This is a genomic window from Phycisphaerae bacterium, from assembly GCA_041652575.1.
GTDB lineage: Bacteria > Planctomycetota > Phycisphaerae > Sedimentisphaerales > UBA12454 > UBA12454.
Map to the genome: position 1 here is coordinate 149253 of JBAZHC010000005.1, position 22665 is coordinate 171917.

Here is a 22665-nt window from a genome sequence, read left to right on the forward strand (position 1 = left end):
AATTGTCATCTCGACAACTGAAAATTATTCGCACCGAGAAGCTGTTCCATCTGCCGGCAGAAATCCGTCGATGGATTGACATTCAGATTCCTGCCCGCCATGGTCTTGACCTTGAAACCCGTGTTTGTTTTTACGGTTATATAAACCGGACTTTTTCCGCGATGCGCCGAACAGATACTTTTTAATCGCGCGATTTTTTCCTTCGTTGCCTGCGCCTCGTCCAGCAGAATATTTACGCTCCTGTTGGCTGTTATCTTCGTCGCCGCGTGTTCGATATCGATTAACTCTTCGCATATAATCTGCGGCGTTTCCCTCGTCAGGTCAACTTTACCCCTGACGAACAGGATTTTATCGACCGCCAGCATTTGCCCGAACACCGCGAAACAATCCGACCACATCACGACTTCGCAGTTTCCCTGCAAATCCTGAAGTGTAAATACCGCCATCTTGGCACCGGCGTTTCTGCCGTTGCGGGTTACGATACTTCGGACTTTCTGAACCATCCCGCCGATAATCACCGGCCTGCCGGAAGTTTCATCCTTGAGCTGCGATGTATTCAGCGTACTGTAAACACTTATAGTATCGGCGTGTTCGCTTAGCGGATTTTTCGTAACATAAAGACCGAGCACTTCTTTTTCATAAGCGAGCATCTGCGTCTCCGGCCACGCGGGCACATCCGGAAGTTTCAAATGGTCAGTTTCATAATCCTGTTTTACCTCATCTGACTCGAACAGTCCCATCTGTCCGCTGGCCCGGTCGGTCTGCATATTCGCCCCGGCTTTCATCATTATCTCGAGTCCGGCCATCATTTGCGACCTGCTTCCGCCGAGATTATCGAATGCTCCTGCCTTTATTAATGATTCCATTACCTGTTTATTGACCAGCCGCAAATCGACGTTTTCGCAAAAGTGAAACAGGCTGTGGAATTGTCCGACTCTTTCTCTTGCCGCGATAATCTGCTCGACCGCCTTTTCGCCTACGCCTTTAACCGCGGCAAGTCCGAAACGTATCAGGCCCTTGCCTGCTTTTCGATGGCTTTCCTCTTCGTAGATGACCGTAAAATCGTTCGAGCTTTCGTTTATATCCGGCGGAGCAACCTCAATTCCCATCTGCCTGCACTCGCCGATATAATCGGCGACCTTGTCGGCATCGCCTTTTTCATAAGTCAAAAGCGAAGCCATGAATTCCACCGGCCAGTAAGCCTTCAGATATGCCGTCTGAAAAGCGATGAAAGAATATCTTGTCGCGTGGCTCTTGTTGAAACCGTAACCGGCGAACCGTTCGATAAGTTCGAAAATTTCATCGGCCTTGTGCTGATTCAGTCCCTTTTCCGCGCAGCCCTCGATAAATTTATGTCTCTGTTTGGAAATAACCGAGGCCTGTTTCTTGCTTATCGCCTTGATAAGCGTATAGGCCTGTCGCAGCGGTATATCGCCCAGCCTGTTGCAGATTCGCATCACCTGTTCCTGATATACCATAATCCCGAAAGTCTCTTCGAGTACTTCCTTCATTATCTGGTGCGGCACGTCCCATTTGGCCCCGTGTTTACGGTCGATGAAATCTCCGATAAGTGCCATCGGCCCCGGCCGGTACAGAGCGTTTGCCGCGATGAGGTCTTCGATTCGGTCGGGTTTGAGCCGCATAAGCAAATCCTGCATCCCCCCCGATTCGAACTGGAAAATGCCTTTCGTCTTGCCGGATGCGAATATCTCGAAAACCTTCGCATCGGCAATGTCAATCTTCTCGATATCGATTTTGACTCCGTGCGTCGCTTCCACAAGATTGATAGTCTGCTGAATAACGCTCAGTGTCCGCAAACCGAGAAAGTCCATCTTCAGCAGACCGATTTTGTCAATCAGCGGACCTTCGTATTGAGTAACGACATCTTCAGATTTCGAATCGCGGTACAGCGGCACAAAATTCGTCAAAGGTTCATCGGCAATCACAACACCGCAGGCGTGCACCGATGCGTGCCGGGCGAGACCTTCCAGTCTCTTTCCTATATCTATAACTTTTCTTGTCGTAGGATTATTTTCATAAGCGCTCTTTAAATCCGGCTCCTGCTTAAGCGCGTCTTCGAGCGTAATGCCCAAACTTGCCGGCACGAGTTTGGCAAGTTTGTCCGCCTCGGCCAAAGGAACGTCGAGAACTCTGCATACATCGCGTATGACCGCGCGGGCCTTCATCGTGCCGAAGGTAATAATCTGGGCGATATGACCATACTTGTTGCGGACATAATCCAGAAGTTTTGCCCTGCCGTCCTGGCAGATGTCGATATCGATATCAGGCATCTCGTTTCGTTCGGGGTCCATAAACCGCTCGAACAGCAAATCGTATTTAATCGGGTCGACATTGCACAGACCCAGGCAATACCCGACAACCGTTCCGACTCCGCTGCCCCTGGCCCCGGTCGGAATATTATTCTCCGTCGCATATCGGCAGAAATCCCACACAATCAGAAAATAACTCGAAAAACCTTTGCTCTCGATAACCGTCAATTCATGGTCGATCCGCTGTTTTATCTCGTCTGTGATTTTGCCGTAGCGTTTTTCCGCGCCTTCGTAACAGAGTTTCGTCAGAAACTTGTCAGGCGTCGAACCGTCCGCCGGCTTGAAACTCGGCGCGTGCCGATGCTTCGTGTCGATTTCCACATTGCATCTTTCGGCGACAAGCAGTGTATTATCGCACGCATCCGGTACATCCGCGAAAAGCTGACGCATCTCCGCCGGCGTTTTCACATATACATCGGCCGGATACTTCATCCTGTCGGTGTCCGTAACTTTTTTCCCCGTACTGATGCATGTAAGAGCGTCGTGCGCTTCGTAATCGTCCGCGTCGAGAAAATGACAGTCGTTCGTCGCCAGCAGCGGCAGCGACATCTTCCGCGCAAGGTCGATTATCGCGCCGCGAACGTGCGGCACATCGGTTGGCTCATGCTGCTGAACTTCAAGGAAGAACCTTTTATCGCCGAATATCTTCAGGTAATCTTCGACCGCTTTTTTTGCCGCTTCCATATCCTGCCTGGCGAGCATTACATTGACTTCGCCTTTAAGACAGGCCGTCGCGCAGATAAGACCTTCGTTCAGCTCGGCCAGAATTTCCTTATCGATTCGGGGCCGGTAATAAAAACCTTCCGTGTATCCGATACTCGCAAGTTTGAGCAGATTGTGATAGCCGGTATTGTTCTCCGCAAGCAGAATAAGATGATATGCCGCGTCTGAGATTGAGGCTTTCTGCTTATTAAATCGGCTGTCAGGCGCGATATACGCCTCGATTCCGATGATTGGTTTGATATTGGCGGCCTTTGCCGCAAGGTAGAAATCGACCGCCCCGAACATATTGCCGTGGTCGGTAATGGCGACAGAATTCATCCCGTCTGCGGCGCAGCGTGCGAAAAGTTTTTCAGGCGCTATCGCTCCGTCCAGCAGTGAATACTGCGTATGCAAATGAAGATGAGCGAAGCCCCGCCCCTTTGCCGATGTTGTATTATTTATTTCTTCTTGCTCTGCCATAATATTTGTTCATTCCCTGCAAACCTGCCATTTTTTAGCAAAGGTGCGGGGTAAATCCCTTCTCCGCCATTACTTAAGTCCATTCAACAAATAAGTCTATACGTTTAAAGTAAATTTTTAATCCGAATAAGTCAAGCCGCAAAAAAGTTATTATCACAGATGATTCAGAACTGTATTATTTTACAGCAATTACAGATATCTCAACACGTCCATCTTTCGGCAAAGATTTCACCGCCACCGTCCCACGAGCCGGATACGGCTCGGTAAAATAAGTCGCGTAAAGTTCATTCATTTTTGAAAACTCGCCCATATCCGCAAGATAAACGTTCACCATCACAACACTTGCAAGGTCGCTTCCTGCCGCAAGCAAAACAGCTTTAATGTTCTCAAGTGCCTGTTTTGTTTCAGCGGCGATTCCACCATCGGCGAGTTTGCCCGTCTTCGGGTCAAGTCCTAACTGGCCCGAGAGATATATTGTGTTCCCTGAAGTTATACCCTGTGAATAAGGCCCAATCGCCGCCGGTGCATTTACCGTACTTATTTTTTTAATCGTATTCATTTCTTAATTCCTTACTTTCAACTTAGCCACTAAGGCACAAAGACACAAAAAAATTATATAAATTAAAATTGCTTAGTGCCCTGGTGTCTTCGCGGCTATTATTTTTTCATGTTCGAGCATTTTCTTTTTTGTTTTGCTTCCGCCCGCTGCGCTGAAATTTCCGATTTTGCCGTCAGAGCGGATAACCCTGTGGCAGGGAATAATTAAGGGCAGCGGATTTTTCGCGAGAACACTACCTACGGCCCTTGCCGCTTTGGGAAAGCCCGCACGTTTGGCAAGCTCGGAATATGTGATTGTTTGACCGAGTGGAATCTTAATGCAGACATTAAGAACCTTTTTATAAAAATCTGTGAGATTTTCCCAGTTTAACGCCAATTTTAACTTATAAAAATTTACGTAACTGTCTTTATAATAAGCCGTTACGCTTTTTTGCAGTGCCGGACACAAATTCAGGTCTTGTTTCGTCTTTGAAAACGTACCGACCAGTAGGTATCTTTTGGCGGTCTTGAAATCGCTCATTGGTAGAGTTACTCGCAAAAGTCCTTTGCCATCGGCCAATAGTCCGAAAAAACCCCAGGCAGTTTGAAAAATAACGTATTTTAGCTCGGTTTTGCTCATCCCTGCAATTTGCCATAATTCCTGTAAATCTTCAAAGAAAAAACAAATTTGGTTGCCGATAGTCAGGAATTATTCGTAAAATACGCCAAAATGCTATGAAAGGGTTAATGGCAATGACACAGCAGGAGCAGATACAATATTTAGCCAATATTTATTATTTGGCCTGTGGGGATGGATGTTTTGAAGTGGAAGAAGATTATCTTCTGCAGGATATCGCCAAGGGAATCGGGGCAGGATATTTGGAGACAAGAAAAGCGCTGGACTCGGCGCAGCAGAAAGATTTTGAAATAAAACTGCCGCTGCGCTTCTCTGAAAAAATACGAAACCTTGAAGATATGATGTTTGTTGCGATGAGCGATAAAAAACTGCATCAGATGGAAAAGAAAATTATTGTAACCTTTGCGAAACAAATTGGCATAAGTCAGCAGGATTTGGACCTTATACGCGAGGAAGCAAAGGGAAGACTTAAGGCGATGGGAAAATAAAAAAACTCATCACTGGATTTCGAGCACAATCAGCGAAATGTCGTCAAGCTCGGCGAAAGTTTTGTGCTGCCGGGTAATCGATTCAAATTCCGATGTTATTGCCTGGGCCGGAAGTTTTACAACCTCAAGAAACCATTTGCTGAATTCGAGCGACACGTTATTTTCGGCTGAGCCGATAAACGGTTCTGCGCCATCGGAATATAAAAGCAATTTATCGCCGGGGACGAGCTGTATTGAATTTTGTTCAAAATTAGCGTTATCAAAGATACCAAGCAGCGAACCTCTCGTTTGAAGCTGCTGCGGCGGATTATTTCCCCTTATCAAAATCGGATACGGATGGCCTGCTCTGCAATAAGACAAGTTCATCGTTTGTGTGTTCAACAGGCAATAACAGCAGGTCGCAAACTGGCAGCCGCTTAAATGCTGAGCAAACATTTTCTCGTTGAGATTATCCACAACCTCGAGCGGCGAAAAGATTTTATATTTATTGCCGATAGTTTGCCGCATTTGAACCGCCTGTTTGAGAAACATAGTCAGCAGGGCGGCGGGCATTGAGTGCCCCACCGCGTCGGCAAGATAGAAACCTATATGCTTTTCATCGAGTCTTGTTATATCGTAAATATCGCCTGATACCCAGTCCGCAGGCATAAAAGCGACAGACCATTTGAATTTTTCGCTGTCTGGCAGGGTTTGCGGCAGAAAATCACGCTGAACGGCACCGGCCATTTTCAGCTGAGTCTCGAGCTGTTGTGCATGATGGTCTTTAGCTGAAATATCTGAGCTGTAATTTTTAGTTTCAATGGCACTTTTTCGATAAACATTACTTATTTTTATTACGGGGATAATCTGCCGGGCGGATTTTTTCTCGATTACATTGAGCATTTTGAATTTTTTTATGTTGATGTTGTCTGTATTTCCATAGAGCACTGTAGGGATATTCGCCCTGTCCAGCAGCGAAATAATTTCAAGCCATTTTTTCAAATTACGGCCTGTTACCGATTCGGCATCGATTATGGCAGTTCCTATATTTTCAAGGCTTAGTCTCATTTCAGGAAATTTGTCTAAATCCACGATTTGCCAGCAGAAGTTTTCGTAGTCAATGATTTTGCGGATTTCCGGGCAAATAATATCGCCGGCGAAAATAAACAGGGCATCGATAAAGCCTGTCGTGTTTTTGTTCGGTTTTATAAGGGTTTCGAGCATTTTTTAGACCATAGGCTATTAGTACAACCTTATTTCGGCTGTTTATATTCAGGACTTATGAAGGTTAGTTTTGATTGACCCCGTTAGAGAACTTTCACTACGAAGTAACTAAAATCGGCGACTATTCCACAGCTTTCTCTAACGGGGTTGATAATTTAAGAGTGATATTTTGGAATTTTATCGGTCTTTGACTGAAATTCCGCCTGAGTTTGCATTTTGGAATTCTCGAAATGGCCGGTGGTCAGAAAATCTGTGCAGGAAACATAAATATTACCCGGCGAATATCGCTGAGCCGATTCGCAAAATCGTAGCACCGTATTCGATGGCGATTTCGTAGTCCTGACTCATCCCCATACTGAGATGTCTAAAATCAGGCCCTGAGATTTTTTCTCCGCGGATTTCTTCGAACAGCTCCCGTGTGCGGGTAAAACTGGCTTTTACAAGGTCCTTGTTGAGTGTAAGAGGAGCCATGGCCATAAGGCCGATGAGTTTAATATTCGGCATCGTACCAACCTGTTCGGCAAGATGAATGGCGGCGCCGACCGGAACGCCGTATTTCTGCGGTTCTTCCGAGCAGTTCACCTGCATCATAATTTTGGGGCAGATATTAAGTCTTTCAGCGCTTTTGCTTATTTCCTCGGCGAGCCGGAGCGTATCGACCGATTGGATTGTTTCGGAATTTCTCAAAAGCTGACGAACCTTGTTCCTTTGAAGATGGCCTATCATGTGCCAGTTGATTTTCTTCGGTAAAGTCGAATCGGCTTGATTCTCACTCAGGAAAAGGTCAATGTCGTCGGCGGTAAGTTTTAAATGCTGCACTCTGTTTTCGCCGAGTTCGCTGCAGCCGAGGCGCACGACTTGTTTTATCATATCGAGATTGGCCGATTTAGTCACGACAACGAGCGTCACCTCGGAACTGCTGCGCTTGCAGCGGGCGCAGGCAGATTCTATATTTTCACGAACCTTTTGCAGATTATCGGCTATTTTACTCATCTGGTATTTCTTATCACGGCAGAAATTTTACCACATTTTTAAGTTTTCGCGGCAGATATTCGGCCACGACAAAATCCAGCCCGTGCTTTGCAAATGCCTGCTGCTCAACACGAACACCCATATTCAGCATTTGATTTATCGCAGCCTGCCAGGGTTTGTGGTGTTTTACGAACGGGTCGTTTTTCAGGGCGTCTTTTGCCCGTTTTATATCAACCTCCTTTAAAGGATGCGTAGGCAGCTTATAATCAACAATGTCCTGCGGAGTTACGCCGAGAAACTTTGCCTTTGGAACACAAAAGAACTGATTCAGATGGGCCGAATTGCCCGAGCCGACTTTTAGTGTTCTGTAAATATTGAAATAACCGTAAGGGTCGCCATCGACAAAAGCGTAAACAGGTATTTTCAGCTTGTCGGAAAGTCTGCGGATAAATCTTCTGCACGCACGTGTAGGAACGCCGCCCATACTGATAAGGATGCAGTTGTTTTTGTCCCAGTAGTCGTACTTGACAAGTCTCTGGAACGCACCGGCGGTTTCAATGGCGAGAATAAATTTCGCGTCGCTAGAAAACTCAAGCTCTTCGACATCAATCGGAATAGAATACGCACCGGAGCCGAAACGTGTGCAGTCTATTTTCAATCTGTTTCCCTTCGAGTCTTTGTCGATAACAACGAGTCTGCCTGCGACTTCGCCGCCTTTCTCTTCGGGAATGAATTTGAGCTGTTCGCGGTTGACGCCGAACATCGCTTCGATATCGTCCATTATTGTGTCCGATTCGGGCTGTTCGGTAAAGCCCGCCTTGCCCCAGTTCTTCGAGATGTAATAGGCCTCCCTCTTTGTTGCCATGTTGCTGGCCTCGATTAGCTCTTTTGAAAGCGACATCATCTTGAGAGTCTGGGCAAAGGTTTTTACGGTGCTTACCGTCAGAGTTCTTATCTTGTTTTTGCCGAGGATTTCAAAATGTCCCTCGTCGGAATGGTATTTAACATTGCCCAGCGAACGAACAGGAGTGGACATAGTCGGTTTTTGTCTCTTTAAAATCTTGTCCTGAATAGACTTGGCGGCATTTTTTATCTTTTCGGCAACGGCCGAATCGGTCTTCTTTGTCATGTGCTGTAACTCCCTGCCTAAAATATATAAGGGGAAATTCCCCATAAATTAACATGTATAATCTAAGGCCCAAAATTGCGTAATTCAAGTCTAAAGTTTTTGTATTTTTGCCCAAAAATGCCTTGACAGGCATTGTGGATTCTGATTTTATGGGATGTATGGGTACCGGGAATTCAATTGACTTTGCTCTTTAAAATTGCTATAATATCTTTGTTGTAAATAAGCTGCGTCAAGCAGTTTAAGAACCTCGGCGAGGCAGTGTCAAAACAGTGGTTTCCCCCCAGCCACTTTGGCCGTCTCGCCATTTTTGAGGCGGCGAGAATTTCCCCCAATGACGTAGCCGCCCCCCAGCTGCGTCACTATCTCGCTGAAAAATCCTCGGCGAGGCAGGTACAACATTGGTTTCCCCCCAAGCCACGTTGTCCTGCTCGCCATTTTTTATGCGCAGATTTTCCCCGGCGATATAATATGGGACTGTTTTCACGAGGTGTTTATTGTCCGGTTATCCGGACGATGACAGTTCTTCTTCTGGGTCCGTCGAATTCACAAAAATAAATTCCCTGCCATGTGCCGAGCTGCATTTTTCCGCCGCTTATTATCACTGTTTCGCTGCATCCTACCAGCGAGCTTTTGACGTGAGAATCCGAATTGCCTTCGGAGTGTAAATAGCCGGCTCTGTCCTGCGGCAAGAGGGCCGAAAGCGTCAGCAGAATATCATGCACGACATCGGGGTCGGCGTTTTCATTTATGGTTATCGCCGCGGTTGTGTGCGGACAGTAAATTATGACTGACCCGTCGGATACGCCCGCATCGGCAACGGCTTTTTCAACTTTGCCTGTGATATCAACCATCTCGTTGCGTTTGCCTGTGCTGACAGTAAATGAACTGTTTGCAGTCTTCATAATTTTTCCTCTTACATCCTGTCGATTGTTTTTATGCCGAGCAGGTTTTCAAGACCGTGCCGAATTATTTTAGCGGTTAAATCGCAGAGCAATAGTCTCGATGGTCGAATTTTCTTATCCGCATCGAGAACAGGGCAGGCATTATAAAACCCGCTGAATTTGCCCGCCAGTTCGTAAAGATAAGCCGTTAAAAAATTCGGCTTAAAATCGGAAATTGCAGTATTAAACGCCTCGCCGTAACGGATAAGCTGCTTTGCAAGCTCAAGTTCGGAGCTGTTCTCAAGATAAATTTCTTTTATGTCTTTTAGTTCCTTTGCGGTATCAATTCCTTTTTCCTGTCCTTTTCTGCCGATGGATTTAATCCTCGCGTAAGCGTACTGCATATAAGGTGCGGTGTTGCCGTCCATCGCAAGCATCTTATCGAAATTGAAAATGTAATCGCTTGTTCGATTATTAGAATAATCGGCGTATTTTACGGCGCCGATTCCAACTGCCTGGGCGATTGTTTCTTTTTCGCTCTCCGGCAGTTCGGGATTTTTTTGCTCGACGACAGACTTTGCACGTTTGACGGCTTCATCGAGAAGCTCTTTCAGTTTTACATTTTCGCCGGAGCGGGTTTTTAATGGTTTGCCGTCTTCGCCTAAGACACTTCCGAATGTAATATGAACAAGTTTTGTATCCTTTGCCCAGCAGGCCATTTCAGCGACTTTGAAGAGCATTTCAAAATGCTGTTTCTGCCGGGCATCGGTAACGTAAATAATTTCATCAGCCTTTAATTCGTTTACCCTGTATCTGATAGCCGCTAAATCTGTCGTTGCGTAAAGAAAAGCACCGTCAGTCTTTTGAATGATGAAAGGCATCGGATTGCCTTCTTTGGTTTTAAAACCTTCCGGGAAAACACAAATCGCTCCTTCAGATTCTTTTGCAATACCAAGTTTTTTTAATTCATTGACAACATCTGCCAATTTATCTTTATAAAAACTTTCACCGCATTCATCTTTAACAGTTAAATCAATACCTAATGTCTCATAAATTGGCTGATAATGTTTACGAGATTCGTCTACAATATTTTTCCATTGCTCCATTGTGATAGAGTCAGATTGATGCAATCTTCTTACTTGCTGATGTGCAACAGCAACAAAATTTTCATCATTATCAAATCGTTGTTTTGCATTTTTATAAAATTGCTCAAGATCATTAATTTCTACTTTTGAATAATCTTCATCAACATAAGGCCATTCTAATTTGAAATACGCAATTAGCATACCAAATTGCGTACCCCAGTCGCCGATGTGGTTTTGCGGGATTACATTGCAGCCTGCCTGTTTTAACATTCTACAGATACAGTCGCCGATGATTGTGCTGCGCAAATGTCCAACGTGCATTTGCTTTGCGATGTTCGGGCCGGAAAAATCAACAACAACCGTTTGAGGCTTGTTTGTTTTTTCTATGCCGAGCTCTTTTGTGTCTTTGGAAATTTCTCGCAGGGTTTCTTTGACGAATTCCGGTTTGAGCCTTAAGTTTATAAAACCTGCACCGGCTATTTCCGGCTTTTGGCATATATCGTCAATTTTCAGTTCTGCGATAATTTTTTCGGCAAGCTGTCTTGGATTTGCTTTTAACTGCTTTGCAAGCGCAAGGGCGTTGTTGCTCTGGTAATCGCCGAATTTAGAGTCAGTCGCGGCAGTTACGATTGCGGGAACATTTTGGCCGGTCGCCTTTTGAATGGCCTGACTGATTCGTTCAGAGATTATTTGAATTACAGGTTTCATTTTTTTGCCGCAGAGTTCTTTAGTTTTTTTATTTTAGCCACAGAGAACACAGAGAAATAATATTTGTTAATTCGTGTTCATTCGTGGTTATAAATTTTTCAATTTACATTTTAAATCTTCAATTTTTCAGCGTCGCCCCAGAGCAATTCCAAATCGTAGTATTGTCTGAATTCCTCGTTGAATAGATGAACTACCACATCGACGAAATCCAGCAGTACCCATTTGCCCTGTTCGTAACCTGCCCGGCCGAAGATTCTAAAATTGTGCTTTTTGCCCATTTCCATAATCTCATCGGCGACGGAACAGGTCTGGCGGTTGCTTGTTCCGGTGGCGATGAGGAAATAATCCGTTGCGGGGCTTTTGCCGGTAAGGTTGAGCACAACTACGTTAGTGCAGTGTCTTTCGAGAGCGATTTTAGCCGCCTCAAGGGCGAATTTTTTTGCGGTTAAAACAGCAGGTTTTTTTGCAATAGTCTTTTTCTTTGCGGTAGTTTTCTTTTTTGCCAATTTAATCCTTTTCAGATTCAGCCACAGAGTTTTATTTTTTTGCCACAGAGAACACAGAGGTCACAGAGATATTTACTTTTCATAAAAAAAACGGGGCCGAGAAGCATTCTCGACCCCGATAGGATACATTCAATTGCTGTATAAGTCAACTATTTGCCCAAATGCAGAAATTCAGCGATAGCAGGAGCAAATTTGACTATAACGCCTGCGAATACGACGCTGACCATACACATCAGTTTTATAAGGATGTTCATACTCGGCCCGGCTGTATCTTTGAACGGGTCGCCGACTGTATCGCCTACAACTGCGGCTTTATGAGCAGGTGAGCCCTTTCCGCCGAGAGCGCCTTTTTCGATATACTTCTTGGCGTTGTCCCATGCGCCTCCTGCGTTGTTCAGCGTGATTGCCAGAACGAATCCGCAGGTAAGTCCGCCTGTGAGCAGTCCCATTACGCCTGCCACTCCGAGAAACAGACCCGTGGCAACCGGTACGATAATCGCCAATAGCGACGGCAGAATCATTTCTCTCTGGGCACCGGCGGTAGATATAGATACGCATCTTGCGTAATCAGGTTTTCCCGTACCTTCCATAATGCCAACGATTTCCTTAAACTGTCTGCGAACTTCATTAACCATTGCACCTGCCGCTCTTCCGACAGCCTTAATGGTCATAGCACAAAATACGAACGACATCATAGCGCCGATGAACAGGCCGCAAAGAAGTTTCGGATTCATAATATTCAGTTCATAAGCCTGTACGAAATCTGCGATAGTAGCGGTCTTTGTTGAAATAGTGCCTTCGATTTGCCCGTTCGAGCTGAACAGGTATTTGCCGACGTAATAAATTTTATCAGGTGCGGCGTCAGCGAGTCTGCCTATCCATATTCTTATTTCCTCAATCAGCGATGCGAGAAGTGCCATAGCTGTCAAAGCGGCTGAACCGATTGCGAAACCTTTACCTGTTGCCGCGGTTGTATTTCCGAGAGAATCAAGAGCATCCGTTCTTTTTCTTACTTCTTTGCCGAGACCGCTCATTTCAGCGTTTCCGCCTGCGTTGTCAGCGATTGGGCCGTAAGCGTCTGTCGCCAGTGTAATGCCTAATGTTGAGAGCATACCGACTGCTGCGAAACCGATACCATACAATCCCATTGTTGGAGTTGTGAAGCCGCCTGCGAAAGCGAACGCACAAAGGATACCGATTACGATAGTTACCACAGGCAGGCCTGATGAGTACATTCCTGTTGCGAAACCATCGATGATGGTTGTGGCAGGACCCATTACCGCCTGGCTGGCAATGCCTTTCGTAGGTTTATATTCGTCTGAAGTATAATATTCAGTAAATTGACCGATTACAACGCCTGCTACGAGGCCAGATACGACTGAGCCGAAAATGCCCCAGCTTATCCACTCTAATTTTACAAGGAAAAGTAATGCCACTAAAATCAGTGCCGAACTTCCGAGCGTTCCGATGAGCAGCGAGCGAAGCAGATTTTTCTGAGTCGCCTCTTCTTTGCATCGAACCATAAAAATGCCGATTATCGAAAGGACAATACCCATTCCGGCGACAACCATTGGAGCGAGAACCGATTTGAGAACGTCGGCCTGAGTTTTCATTGCCATAGCAGCGCCAAGGGCCATCGTTGCGAGAATCGAGCCGCAATAACTTTCGTAAAGGTCGGCGCCCATACCTGCGACGTCGCCTACGTTATCGCCGACGTTGTCAGCGATTGTTGCCGGGTTTCTCGGGTCGTCTTCCGGAATACCGGCTTCGACTTTACCGACAAGGTCCGCTCCGACATCAGCGGCTTTTGTATAGATACCGCCGCCGACTCTTGCGAACAGAGCCTGGGTCGAAGCACCCATACCGAAAGTAATCATAGTCGTTGTTATTTCAACGAGTTTATGTTCCGGGTTCATTCCAACCGGCACAAGCTGAAGTCCGAGGAAACGCAGGCCTGCTGCCATATTACCTGCGGTATAAACAATTTTATCGAGGATAAGGAACCAAATCGAAATATCCAAAAGGCCGAATCCCACGACAATCAGGCCCATAACAGCGCCGCTTCTGAAGGCGACCTGCAGACCTTTGTTAAGGCTTTCACTTGCGCCCTGAGCAGTTCTATTGGAAGCGTTGGTCGCGGTTTTCATTCCCAAAAAGCCGCAGATACCACTGAACAAACCGCCGGTCAAAAACGCGACAGGCACAAACGGGTTTTGAACTCCCATCCTGGCAAGTATCGCAAAAATGATAAGCAAAACTACGAAGACCATCGCGACAACTCTGTATTGTCTGAAAAGATAAGCGTAAGCGCCTTCTTTTACATATTGTGCAATTTCAATCATTTTCGGAGTGCCTGGATTTGCGCTCATCATCATTTTGTAGAAAACAAATGCAAACACAAGTGCCAGCGCAGATGAAATCGGTGCGATCCACCATAAAGCCGGTATCGCATTTGCTGATGCTTCTGCAGCGCCTTCCTGTGCCAAAGCAGTTGCAGCGAAAATTAAAATTGTCGCCAAAAATCCTGTTTTTACGATAGTATTTTTCACCTTAAAAACTCCTTATAAAGAAAACCGTTGGTTTTTTACGCGCGAAATTAGCGACAGTGTATAGAACAGAGCTTTTTTTGCAAGTAAATTAGCGCTAAAAAACCTGAAAATTGGTCTAAATTTTAGACCAGAAGAAAAAAAGATTCCGGAAATATTTCTCGTTTTTTATTCCGAGACAAAATAAATAACATAACTATTGTAAAAGCAAGAAGTTATGCATTGGCCGTAGAAGGTGTTCCGATGTTTTCAGTTAAAGTAATATTATCTATGTGTAACAATTAAAACGATGGATTTATTTGTTTTTTCAATGGTCGCGGACCTGTCTTTTAGAGAGTCGTCGGTTGTGATTTTTATTTTTTGCGAAAGGTCCGGAACAGATTCGAAAAACGACAAAATAAATGAACTCTTCAGTGCGTAGTTGACATTCTGAGGCAGCGAACCTGTTTTCAGAAGAGAAGAGATATCGTTCAGCTTTGCGACAATCAAACCAATAACTTCTCCGTTTTTATTTACCAGCGGACCGCCGGAATTGCCCGGCTGGATAGGAACGCTGATTTGAAAATACTGAGGGTTGTCGGTAAGGCCGGAAAGAGAACTGATGGAGCCTTCGGTAAATTTCGGTTCTGTGCCCTGAAGCGTAATCTGAGGATAGCCCATAGTAAATACCGCATCGCCGGTTTTAACCGTATCGCTTGAAGCTATCGGCAGAAAAGAAAAATCGTTGCCGTCGATTTTCAGAACTGCCGCATCAATCGATTCGTCTTTGCCGATTACCTTCGCGGTATATTTTTTTTGATTATATGTAACTTCCACATTTGTAGCTTTCCCGACAGAATGACAGGCCGTAAGAATGAAGCCATCCGAAGTTATCAAAAAGCCGGTTGAAATACTTTCTACATTTTCTACAGTCTGGTTATTGTCCTTGTTGTTATTTTCTTTCTCGGCCAGGAATCCTTTTATTTTTTTTATCCTGTTTAATCTTTGCTGAGCTTCTTCTATCTGGCCGGGCGTCATTTTTTCATGAAGGTCTTTTTTCAGCCACTGGGCGTCTTTGTCTCCGTTCATTCCGGCCAGAAGCAGCCATTTATAAGCCTCAACATAATCTTCCGTAACGCCTCTGCCGTTCCAGTACATTACACCAAGAACAACCTGTGATTCCGCATTTCCCTGTGTGGCGGCTTTTGTGAACCATTTAGCCGCTATTGTGTAATTCTGCTCGACGCCTTCGCCGCTGCAGTACATCGTACCGAGAACATACTGGGCTTTGGCTTGTCCCTGCACGGCAGCTCTTGTAAACCATTTAGCTGCTTCCTTATAATCCTGCGGAATTTCTTCATTCTTGTCGTTGCAGTATATCATACCAAGAATATACTGGGCCTTTGCATTTCCCCGTGCCGCGGCCTTTGTGAATAATTTAACTGCCTCGCTGTAATCCTTCTCGACGCCCTGACCCCTGAAGTACATCAATCCAAGGTCGAACTGAGCATCTATCTGCCCCTGTGCGGCAGCTTTTTTAAACCATTCAACCGCCTTGTCGTAATCCCGCCTAACTCCCCGGCCCTTGCCGTACATTAAACCAAGACTGTGCTGAGCGTTTGCATTTCCCTGCTCGGCGGCTTTTGTGTACCATTGAATCGCCTGGGCGTAATCCTGCACAATATTCAGGCCGTCATCGTATATCGCACCAAGTTCGTATTGAGCCTTTGCGTTTCCCTGCTCGGCGGCCTTTGTGTACCATTTAAATGATTCGTTGTAATCCTGCTCAACGCTCTGACCTATGGAATACTTTTTGGCAAGGGTAAATTGACTGTTCGCATCGCCGCTTTCGGCTTTGGTAAGCAGTTTTTCGATTGATGACGGGGCGGATTGACATACTCCGCAGAATGAACTAACGGCAAAAACAGCAAACAATATGTATAATCTTCGCATATATAAAATCTGTAATCAGGACCTGGCAGGCATTATACAAAAATAGACTATCCAAAACAAGTTCTCAATTGATAAAACATAATTCGTGTGATATATTTTCTGTTTAGTATAAAAGGGCTTTATTGTGCCAAAATTTGAAGCAAAAAGGCCGATTTTATGAAAATTAAAATAAAAACGAAGCTTGAAAATATTATAAATTATTTTTTTGGAATGCATCCTGTTCGGCATGTTGTAATAGGATATCTCATATATATCCTGATCGGCTGGATATTGCTTTGTCTTCCTTTTTTGCATAAGGCTGGCGCTGTCGCCAGTATTCTCGACCATTTGTTTATTTCCACGTCAGCGGTTTCGACAACGGGATTAGTTACTGTAAGTGTGTCCGGAACATATAATATTGCCGGCCAGATAATAGTGTTGATTCTGATTCAGCTTGGCGGAATTGGTTATATGACTTTTGGGTCGTTTGTTTTCCTGGCTCAAAGGAAACCATTAAGCAAAGAGCGTATGAATATTGCTAATGTGGTTTTTGCTCTTCCGGAATCGTTTAAGGTTTATAAATTTATCAAAAGCGTGATTATTTTTACGGCTTCGATAGAAATCGTCGGGGCGATTATACTTTATGCTTTATTTCGAAAAGCAGGTGTTGAAGACGCATTCTGGTCGGCGATATTTCACAGCATATCTTCATTTTGTACGGCCGGTTTTGGTCTGTACGATAACAGCTTTGAGAATTATCCGTCTAATTTCGGTTTGAATATTGTAATTGCCGTTCTGAGTTATCTTGGAGCAGTCGGGTTTATCGTTTTTGTGGATGTGTGGCGAAAATTGCAGGGGAAAATTGAAAATGTAACGCTGACAACGAAAATCATTCTGTGGGCGACTTTTTACGTCAGTATCATCGGTACGTTTATCTTCTTCATAACAGAACCAACTATACAGAATCTGCCGGCTGGCAAACGACTGCTGGCGTCATTTTTTCAGGTGATGACTGCAATGACTACGGTTGGATTCAATACGATACCAATCGGTAGTCTTTCCCGCGCCTCTCTTTTATTGATTATAACATTGATGGTAATAGGAGCTTCACCTTCAGGCACAGGCGGAGGTTTGAAGTCAACTACTTTTTCGGCGTTATGGGGTCTTGTCAAAAGCACTCTTAAAGGAGAAAAAGAGGTGTCTTTCTGGGGAAGAATTGTGCCGGACTATCGGGTGAAGCTGGCCAGTGCGGTCTTCTGTTTTTATGTAACTTTCCTGCTCATAGGTACGTATTTATTGAGTCTAAGCGACGCATCTATAGGTTTCGAAAAAATACTTTTCGAAGCGGCCTCGGCTCTTGGCACTGTCGGGCTTAGTACGGGAATCACATCGTCGGTAACATCAATGTCAAAAATAATTCTCATCGGATTAATGTATATGGGACGATTAGGGCCGCTGACTTTCGGTCTGTCTTTGGTGGCCGGCCGTAACAAAAAGATTGAAACCAGCCGGAAAAAATCGGAAGACCTGGTGCTTTGATTTTGGCAGACAAATACGATTATGTGTGATAATCGGCGTTAATTGTTACATAATCTTTACTTAAGTCGCAGCCGTAGCAGAAATCGCTGAATTTTCCCGCCCCGAGATTTACCGTAATTGTATGCTCTTTTTGAGATATAATTTTGGAAACTTTCTTCGGGTCGAATTTTGCGGGTTGGCCGTTTTTGAAGACAGTTACGTTTCCAAGAATGCAGGTTAATTTGTTTGTATTTAATTTTACGCCGCAGGAACCGACTGCGCAGATAATTCTGCCCCAGTTCGGGTCGCCGCCGTGAATCGCACATTTGACAAGGTCGTAATCTGCGACAGCACGTGCGGCTTTTATCGCTTCATCTTTCGATGCAGCGCCGTTTACGGCAACTGTAAACATTCTTGTCGCGCCCTCGGCATCGAGTGCCATCTGTTTTGCCAAATCGGTGGCAAGCTCGGAAAGCGCCGAAGCGAACTTTTTATAATTTACATCCGATTTAGTTATAGCTTTATTTCCGGCAAGGCCTGAAGCGAGAATTATCGCAGTATCGTTTGTGCTTTGATGGCCGTCAACTGTAAGTTTGTTCAGCGAATTGCCGATAGCGTCTTTTAACGATTTTTGCAGAAGATTTTTCGATATTGCCGCGTCAGTCGTGATGAAGCAAAGAGTCGTCGCCATATTTGGGCCAATCATTCCTGCGCCTTTGGTTGTGCCTGCGATTGTGATATTTGCACCGCCGATTGCGATGGTTTTATACGCCTGTTTGCAGCGGGTATCAGTTGTCATTATCGCATGGGCAAAATCATCTCCGGCTTTCGGGCTGCTCGATAGTTTCGCCGCGGCGATAATAATTCCATCGTTAATTTTATCCATCGGCAGTTGATGGCCGATAATACCGGTCGAAGCGATGAGAACCTGATTCGCTTTTGCGTCGATAAGCCGGGCAGCGGTTTGACACATTATTTCCGCGTTTCGCAGACCCGCTTTGCCTGTGCAGGTATTGGCGTTTCCGGAATTGACTACAATCGTCTCGGCGTCGCCTGTTTTTATATGTTTTTTACAGACCGTTACCGCCGCTGATACGATTTTATTTGTCGTAAAGACGCCGGCGGCCTTTGCTCCGGTCGGACAACAGATAATTCCAATGTCTTTTTTGCCTGAAATTTTTATTCCGCAGCTTATTCCAGCCGCCAGAAATCCCTTTGGTGCTGTTAAAGTAGTATTTTTCATTTTTATCCCTATAGATTCTTTGTATCTTTGCTTCTCGGGTCGTCGAGACTTCCCGGCCTATTCGTCAAAATCCCTTTCATCGCAAGGTCTCTGAATTTTTCCGATGGGTCATAAAATGACCGTGTCGTATCGATGGTGTTGACCATTATGCCGGGCTTATTGAGTTTTAATTCATTTATAATTTCGCCGTCCGGCTGGATAAGACAGGATGGATATGGAGCGATTTGGCCAGACGAATTCGCAACGCTCGCCCAGAAATAATTCGATGCCGCGTTCGCCTGCATTGTCTGTCTTATTATATGTCTGTGGACGCTCTGTTCTTTTTGCCGGGCATTGTAAAACGACTGAAAAACACACTGAACGTTTAGTTTTCTAAGTTCTCTATACAACTCCGGAAATCTTACATCGAAACAAATAAGCAGTGCGCATTTAACGCTGTTAATTTCAAATGTTACGAATCTGTTTCCCGGCGTGTAATGATTCAAATCGCTTTCGGTGCAGAAGCGTTTATCGTATCTGTCAGTTATTTGGCCCTGTGGATTTATAAGATAAAGGCAATTGTGCGGCTTATTCGGCCCTGTAAGTTTGTGTGAGCTGCCGAGAACTACCCATAAATTAAGTTCAGCGGCAAGCTGCATAATTTTTTGAGTTTCTTTAATCAGCACCGGCCAGTCATAATCTTCGAGATTTTCAAAATCCACGCCTGCGTAACCGCTTAACGCGCATTCGGAGAAGTGAACTATATCGGCATCGAGCGATTTCGCTTTTTTGAGGAATTTTTGAATATACTTCGAGTTCTGCTCGACAATCTCGCTCACAGAAAACTGGCACGTCGCAATTTTTAAAATTCCATTAGCCACAGAGTTTTCCTTTTTATTTAGCCCGCCGTTTCACGGCGGGTTTGTCATTTATTAGCCACAGAGCTCACAGAGAACACAGAGAATTACATTATATATTCAATTTTTTAGGCAAACCATAAATATTACTCTGACATTCCAAGATTACGGTTAGTGATTCCTTTATATCTTTTGGCATATAATATCTGACATCTCTTGGAAAAAGAGAAGATGCGGGCAACGGTTGATTTTTAATATGTTCAGCAATTGCCCATTCTATTTTTCGTCGTATATTTCTTTCAGCCTCAAATGAGGCTAAGAAAATTTGTTGTGTTTTCAATAATCGAACTATTTTAGGGGCAAACTCTATAAGCTTTTCAAAATATTCTGGCATTTTATCCCGGGTTCCCTTACGCCACATACCTCTCCATAATTCTTTCAATTCACCTTTTAATGCTGAATCAGAGTCAAGGATTCGGTAATTACCACCTATTAATTGAATAAAACGCTCTTTAGTTCTTTTATAGAACGAAACACCGGTTTCTCCAATATATGTGATAATATAACCACCTTGACAATACGGGATTGTCCAAATATATATTCCAGAGTCTTGCGCGATATCTTGTTCGAAAATACACGGATGCGTATGTCGAATAAAGCTGAAAGGGCCTTTAAATTTTAAAATGTATTTTTTCACAATTATCTTATATCTCTGTGTTCTCTGTGGCTAAAAAAACAAGTCCTTTCTCTGTGGCTATAAAAGTCCGGCGGTTTCATCGAAACCATACATTATATTCATATTCTGAATCGCCTGCCCCGATGCGCCTTTTATCAGGTTGTCAATTGCGCTGAAAACAACTATTTTATCTTTGCAGACGGCAGGATATATCTGGCAGTAATTTGTTTTCGCAATATCTTTCAGCATCGGAGCAGCATCAAGCACCCGAACGAAATGTTCATTTGCGTAGAAAGATTTATACAACTCGGTAAGTTTTTCAGCAGTTATTTTCTCTTTCGGCTGGCAATAAATCGTTGACATTATTCCGACATCGAACGGCCCGACGTGCGGCTGAAACAGTACCTCGATATTTTTACCCGAGATTTCGCCTGCAATTTGTTCCATCTCCGGCTGATGACGATGTTTGCCGATGCCGTAAGCGAAAAAGTTTTCGTTCATATTCGGAAAATGAAAATTCTTAGATGGGTTTTTCCCTGCGCCGCTTGCTCCGGTAACCGCGTTAACGATAACCGATTTTTCGATTAAGTTATTCTTAAAAAGCGGAGCGGTGCCGAGCATAAATCCTGTCGGGAAACAGCCCGGATTTGCGATAAGTTTGGCGTCCTTGATTTTATCGCGATACAGTTCGCACAATCCGTAAACAGCGTGTTTCAGATTTTCTTTATCGCTGTGCGGCTGATAGTATTTTTCATATACCTTAACATCTTTGATTCGGTAATCCGCGCTGAAGTCGATAACTTTCAGGCCCGCTTTGAGAAGTTGCGGTACAAACCCCATCGAGACTTTATGCGGCAGGCAGCAAAGTGCGATTTGAGCTTTTTCTACGAGCTTATTCATATTGAGCGGTTCGATATCGAGCGGACACCGTCCCTTGAACCGCGGAAAGACTTCAGCGACACTGCCGCATTCTTCCGGCAGGGCAGTAAGATAGGTAAGCTTAGCCTGTGGATGGTGCAGAAGGATTTCGATAACCTCAGCGCCTGTATATCCGCTTGCGCCTATAATAGCAACAGTAAGCATTTTAAAACTCCTGAAATAAAAAAGGCCGCGTTTTCGTATCGCGGCCATTGTAATAATCCTGAAGGTATTTTGCAATTAACGTTTTGAGAACTGGAATCTCCTTCGGGCGCCGCTTTGTCCCGGTTTCTTCCTTTCAACCATTCTGCCGTCACGAGTCAGCAGGCCTGCGTCTCTCAGGGCCTGTGTCAGCGAAGGGTCGTAATTCTTCAATGCCCTTGCCAGACCGAGCATTACAGCGCCGCTTTGGCCTGTGATGCCGCCGCCTTTAACATTGACAAAAACATCGAGACTTTTCTCGGTTTTCGTCGTCTTCAGCGGAGCCAGAACATTACTGATGTCCTGAGGTCTCGTGAAGTATTTGCCAACTTCTTTTTTATTTATCTTAAGGTCTCCCTTGCCCGGCTTGATTCTTACCCGTGCGACGGAGGTTTTTCTTCTTCCGGTGCCCCAGGTGAAGCTGCTTTTGTGTTCAGCCTTTTGTGCAGGTTGTCCCGCAGGCGAAGGCAGCTTTATTCCCCCTAAAGGGCTATTTGCTGGATTTTCTGTCATACTTTAAGTTTCCGTAAAATTTAATTTTTTATAGTTCGATTTTTTCAGGCTGTTGCGCGGTGTGTTTATGATTCGGACCGCGATAAACCTTTAATTTCTTAAACATATCCTCGCCAAGACTGCTCTTGGGAAGCATTCTTTTCACGGCAAGTTCGATAACTCTTTCAGGCTTTCTTGTCATTAAATCCTTAAAGGTTATATATTTGTGCCCGCCGGGGTATTCGGTGTAGTAGTCGTATTCCTTCGCCTCGGCTTTTTTGCCGGTAACTCTTATCTTGTCAGCATTTACGACAATAACAAAATCTCCGGTATCGACACTCGGCGTATAAGTCGGCTTTGTCTTGCCCATCAGAATAGGAGCAATCTTCGCGGCCAATCTGCCCAGAATAGCCCCATCGGCGTCAACTATAAGCCATTTTCGCTGAACTTCTTCTTTTTTAGCCAAAAAACTCTTCATAGACTCTTTCTCTAATTTATTGAAAACGGTGGATTATAACCGCCAAAAAAGGGGTGTCAACGTTTTTTTGGCCGGATAACACAATTTTTATGCCGGTAAGCTATTTTAATAACGGCAGTTATATAAATTTTAAGGAAAGGCTTGTTTGTTTCAAAAGGCATCGCTATACTAAATACACAACCCGTGTC

The 22665-nt window shown here is 44.7% G+C and carries 19 protein-coding genes; 2 read left to right on the forward strand and 17 right to left on the reverse strand.

Going from position 1 to position 22665, the window contains the following annotated elements; translation table 11 throughout:
- Positions 1–5 precede the first annotated feature (5 nt).
- From dnaE to WC496_05550, 3 genes are all read right to left on the reverse strand, one after another.
- Positions 6–3512, reverse strand: a complete 3507-nt coding sequence (gene dnaE, locus WC496_05540; GenBank protein MFA5292482.1) for a DNA polymerase III subunit alpha — start codon at positions 3510–3512, stop codon at positions 6–8.
- A gap of 175 nt (positions 3513–3687) precedes the next feature.
- Positions 3688–4062: a RidA family protein gene (locus tag WC496_05545; protein MFA5292483.1), complete on the reverse strand. Its 375-nt coding sequence runs from the start codon at positions 4060–4062 to the stop codon at positions 3688–3690.
- 81 nt (positions 4063–4143) lie between these two features.
- A complete protein-coding gene (locus WC496_05550) occupies positions 4144–4689 on the reverse strand; it encodes an MGMT family protein (protein ID MFA5292484.1) in 546 nt (181 codons plus the stop codon).
- A gap of 107 nt (positions 4690–4796) precedes the next feature.
- Here WC496_05550 and WC496_05555 point away from each other — a divergent pair, with 107 nt between their 5' ends.
- Entirely contained in the window at positions 4797–5174 is a 378-nt protein-coding gene (locus WC496_05555) for a TerB family tellurite resistance protein (protein MFA5292485.1), read from the forward strand.
- A gap of 9 nt (positions 5175–5183) precedes the next feature.
- Here the strand turns inward: WC496_05555 and WC496_05560 are convergent, their stop codons facing one another.
- The 8 genes from WC496_05560 to WC496_05595 form a co-directional block, all read right to left on the reverse strand.
- The gene (locus WC496_05560; protein ID MFA5292486.1) at positions 5184–6377 is read right to left on the reverse strand and encodes a PP2C family protein-serine/threonine phosphatase; all 1194 of its coding nucleotides are present in this window, start codon (positions 6375–6377) and stop codon (positions 5184–5186) included.
- Positions 6378–6647: 270 nt separating this feature from the next.
- Positions 6648–7370, reverse strand: a complete 723-nt coding sequence (locus WC496_05565; GenBank protein MFA5292487.1) for a YggS family pyridoxal phosphate-dependent enzyme — start codon at positions 7368–7370, stop codon at positions 6648–6650.
- A 13-nt stretch (positions 7371–7383) separates the two neighbouring features.
- Positions 7384–8478 (reverse strand): DNA topoisomerase IV subunit A, encoded by a 1095-nt coding sequence (locus tag WC496_05570; protein MFA5292488.1) that lies wholly within the window; start codon positions 8476–8478, stop codon positions 7384–7386.
- A gap of 491 nt (positions 8479–8969) precedes the next feature.
- Positions 8970–9380, reverse strand: a complete 411-nt coding sequence (locus WC496_05575) for a secondary thiamine-phosphate synthase enzyme YjbQ (protein ID MFA5292489.1) — start codon at positions 9378–9380, stop codon at positions 8970–8972.
- Positions 9381–9391: 11 nt separating this feature from the next.
- Positions 9392–11152, reverse strand: a complete 1761-nt coding sequence (gene argS / locus WC496_05580) for an arginine--tRNA ligase (GenBank protein MFA5292490.1) — start codon at positions 11150–11152, stop codon at positions 9392–9394.
- A gap of 110 nt (positions 11153–11262) precedes the next feature.
- Positions 11263–11658: a ribosome silencing factor gene (gene rsfS / locus WC496_05585; GenBank protein ID MFA5292491.1), complete on the reverse strand. Its 396-nt coding sequence runs from the start codon at positions 11656–11658 to the stop codon at positions 11263–11265.
- 149 nt (positions 11659–11807) lie between these two features.
- Entirely contained in the window at positions 11808–14105 is a 2298-nt protein-coding gene (locus WC496_05590) for a sodium-translocating pyrophosphatase (protein ID MFA5292492.1), read from the reverse strand.
- Between the two features lie 363 nt (positions 14106–14468).
- Positions 14469–16136: a tetratricopeptide repeat-containing serine protease family protein gene (locus WC496_05595; GenBank protein MFA5292493.1), complete on the reverse strand. Its 1668-nt coding sequence runs from the start codon at positions 16134–16136 to the stop codon at positions 14469–14471.
- Positions 16137–16292: 156 nt separating this feature from the next.
- Between WC496_05595 and WC496_05600 the strand changes: the two genes are divergently transcribed.
- Positions 16293–17654 (forward strand): potassium transporter TrkG, encoded by a 1362-nt coding sequence (locus WC496_05600; GenBank protein MFA5292494.1) that lies wholly within the window; start codon positions 16293–16295, stop codon positions 17652–17654.
- Positions 17655–17673: 19 nt separating this feature from the next.
- On the opposite strand, the gene argJ is transcribed toward WC496_05600, so the two are convergent.
- From argJ to rplM, 6 genes are all read right to left on the reverse strand, one after another.
- Positions 17674–18876 (reverse strand): bifunctional glutamate N-acetyltransferase/amino-acid acetyltransferase ArgJ, encoded by a 1203-nt coding sequence (gene argJ / locus WC496_05605; protein MFA5292495.1) that lies wholly within the window; start codon positions 18874–18876, stop codon positions 17674–17676.
- 8 nt (positions 18877–18884) lie between these two features.
- Entirely contained in the window at positions 18885–19736 is an 852-nt protein-coding gene (locus tag WC496_05610; GenBank protein MFA5292496.1) for a carbon-nitrogen hydrolase family protein, read from the reverse strand.
- A gap of 88 nt (positions 19737–19824) precedes the next feature.
- Positions 19825–20409: a hypothetical protein gene (locus tag WC496_05615; protein ID MFA5292497.1), complete on the reverse strand. Its 585-nt coding sequence runs from the start codon at positions 20407–20409 to the stop codon at positions 19825–19827.
- A 57-nt stretch (positions 20410–20466) separates the two neighbouring features.
- Positions 20467–21471 (reverse strand): N-acetyl-gamma-glutamyl-phosphate reductase, encoded by a 1005-nt coding sequence (gene argC, locus WC496_05620; GenBank protein MFA5292498.1) that lies wholly within the window; start codon positions 21469–21471, stop codon positions 20467–20469.
- Between the two features lie 75 nt (positions 21472–21546).
- Positions 21547–22020, reverse strand: coding sequence for a 30S ribosomal protein S9 (gene rpsI, locus WC496_05625; protein ID MFA5292499.1), 474 nt, complete (start codon positions 22018–22020; stop codon positions 21547–21549).
- Between the two features lie 28 nt (positions 22021–22048).
- Entirely contained in the window at positions 22049–22477 is a 429-nt protein-coding gene (gene rplM / locus WC496_05630) for a 50S ribosomal protein L13 (protein ID MFA5292500.1), read from the reverse strand.
- Positions 22478–22665 lie beyond the last annotated feature (188 nt).

Excerpts from the sequence above, each read along its gene's own strand:
- WC496_05600 (MFA5292494.1), top strand. The coding sequence starts at position 16,293 with ATGAAAATTAAAATAAAAACGAAGCTTGAAAATATTATAAATTATTTT.
- dnaE (MFA5292482.1), bottom strand. The coding sequence starts at position 3,512 with ATGGCAGAGCAAGAAGAAATAAATAATACAACATCGGCAAAGGGGCGG.
- WC496_05555 (MFA5292485.1), top strand. The coding sequence starts at position 4,797 with ATGGCAATGACACAGCAGGAGCAGATACAATATTTAGCCAATATTTAT.
- argS (MFA5292490.1), bottom strand. The coding sequence starts at position 11,152 with ATGAAACCTGTAATTCAAATAATCTCTGAACGAATCAGTCAGGCCATT.
- rpsI (MFA5292499.1), bottom strand. The coding sequence starts at position 22,020 with ATGACAGAAAATCCAGCAAATAGCCCTTTAGGGGGAATAAAGCTGCCT.
- WC496_05550 (MFA5292484.1), bottom strand. The coding sequence starts at position 4,689 with ATGAGCAAAACCGAGCTAAAATACGTTATTTTTCAAACTGCCTGGGGT.
- rplM (MFA5292500.1), bottom strand. The coding sequence starts at position 22,477 with ATGAAGAGTTTTTTGGCTAAAAAAGAAGAAGTTCAGCGAAAATGGCTT.
- WC496_05570 (MFA5292488.1), bottom strand. The coding sequence starts at position 8,478 with ATGACAAAGAAGACCGATTCGGCCGTTGCCGAAAAGATAAAAAATGCC.
- argC (MFA5292498.1), bottom strand. The coding sequence starts at position 21,471 with ATGCTTACTGTTGCTATTATAGGCGCAAGCGGATATACAGGCGCTGAG.
- WC496_05565 (MFA5292487.1), bottom strand. The coding sequence starts at position 7,370 with ATGAGTAAAATAGCCGATAATCTGCAAAAGGTTCGTGAAAATATAGAA.
- WC496_05595 (MFA5292493.1), bottom strand. The coding sequence starts at position 16,136 with ATGCGAAGATTATACATATTGTTTGCTGTTTTTGCCGTTAGTTCATTC.
- WC496_05560 (MFA5292486.1), bottom strand. The coding sequence starts at position 6,377 with ATGCTCGAAACCCTTATAAAACCGAACAAAAACACGACAGGCTTTATC.
- WC496_05575 (MFA5292489.1), bottom strand. The coding sequence starts at position 9,380 with ATGAAGACTGCAAACAGTTCATTTACTGTCAGCACAGGCAAACGCAAC.
- argJ (MFA5292495.1), bottom strand. The coding sequence starts at position 18,876 with ATGAAAAATACTACTTTAACAGCACCAAAGGGATTTCTGGCGGCTGGA.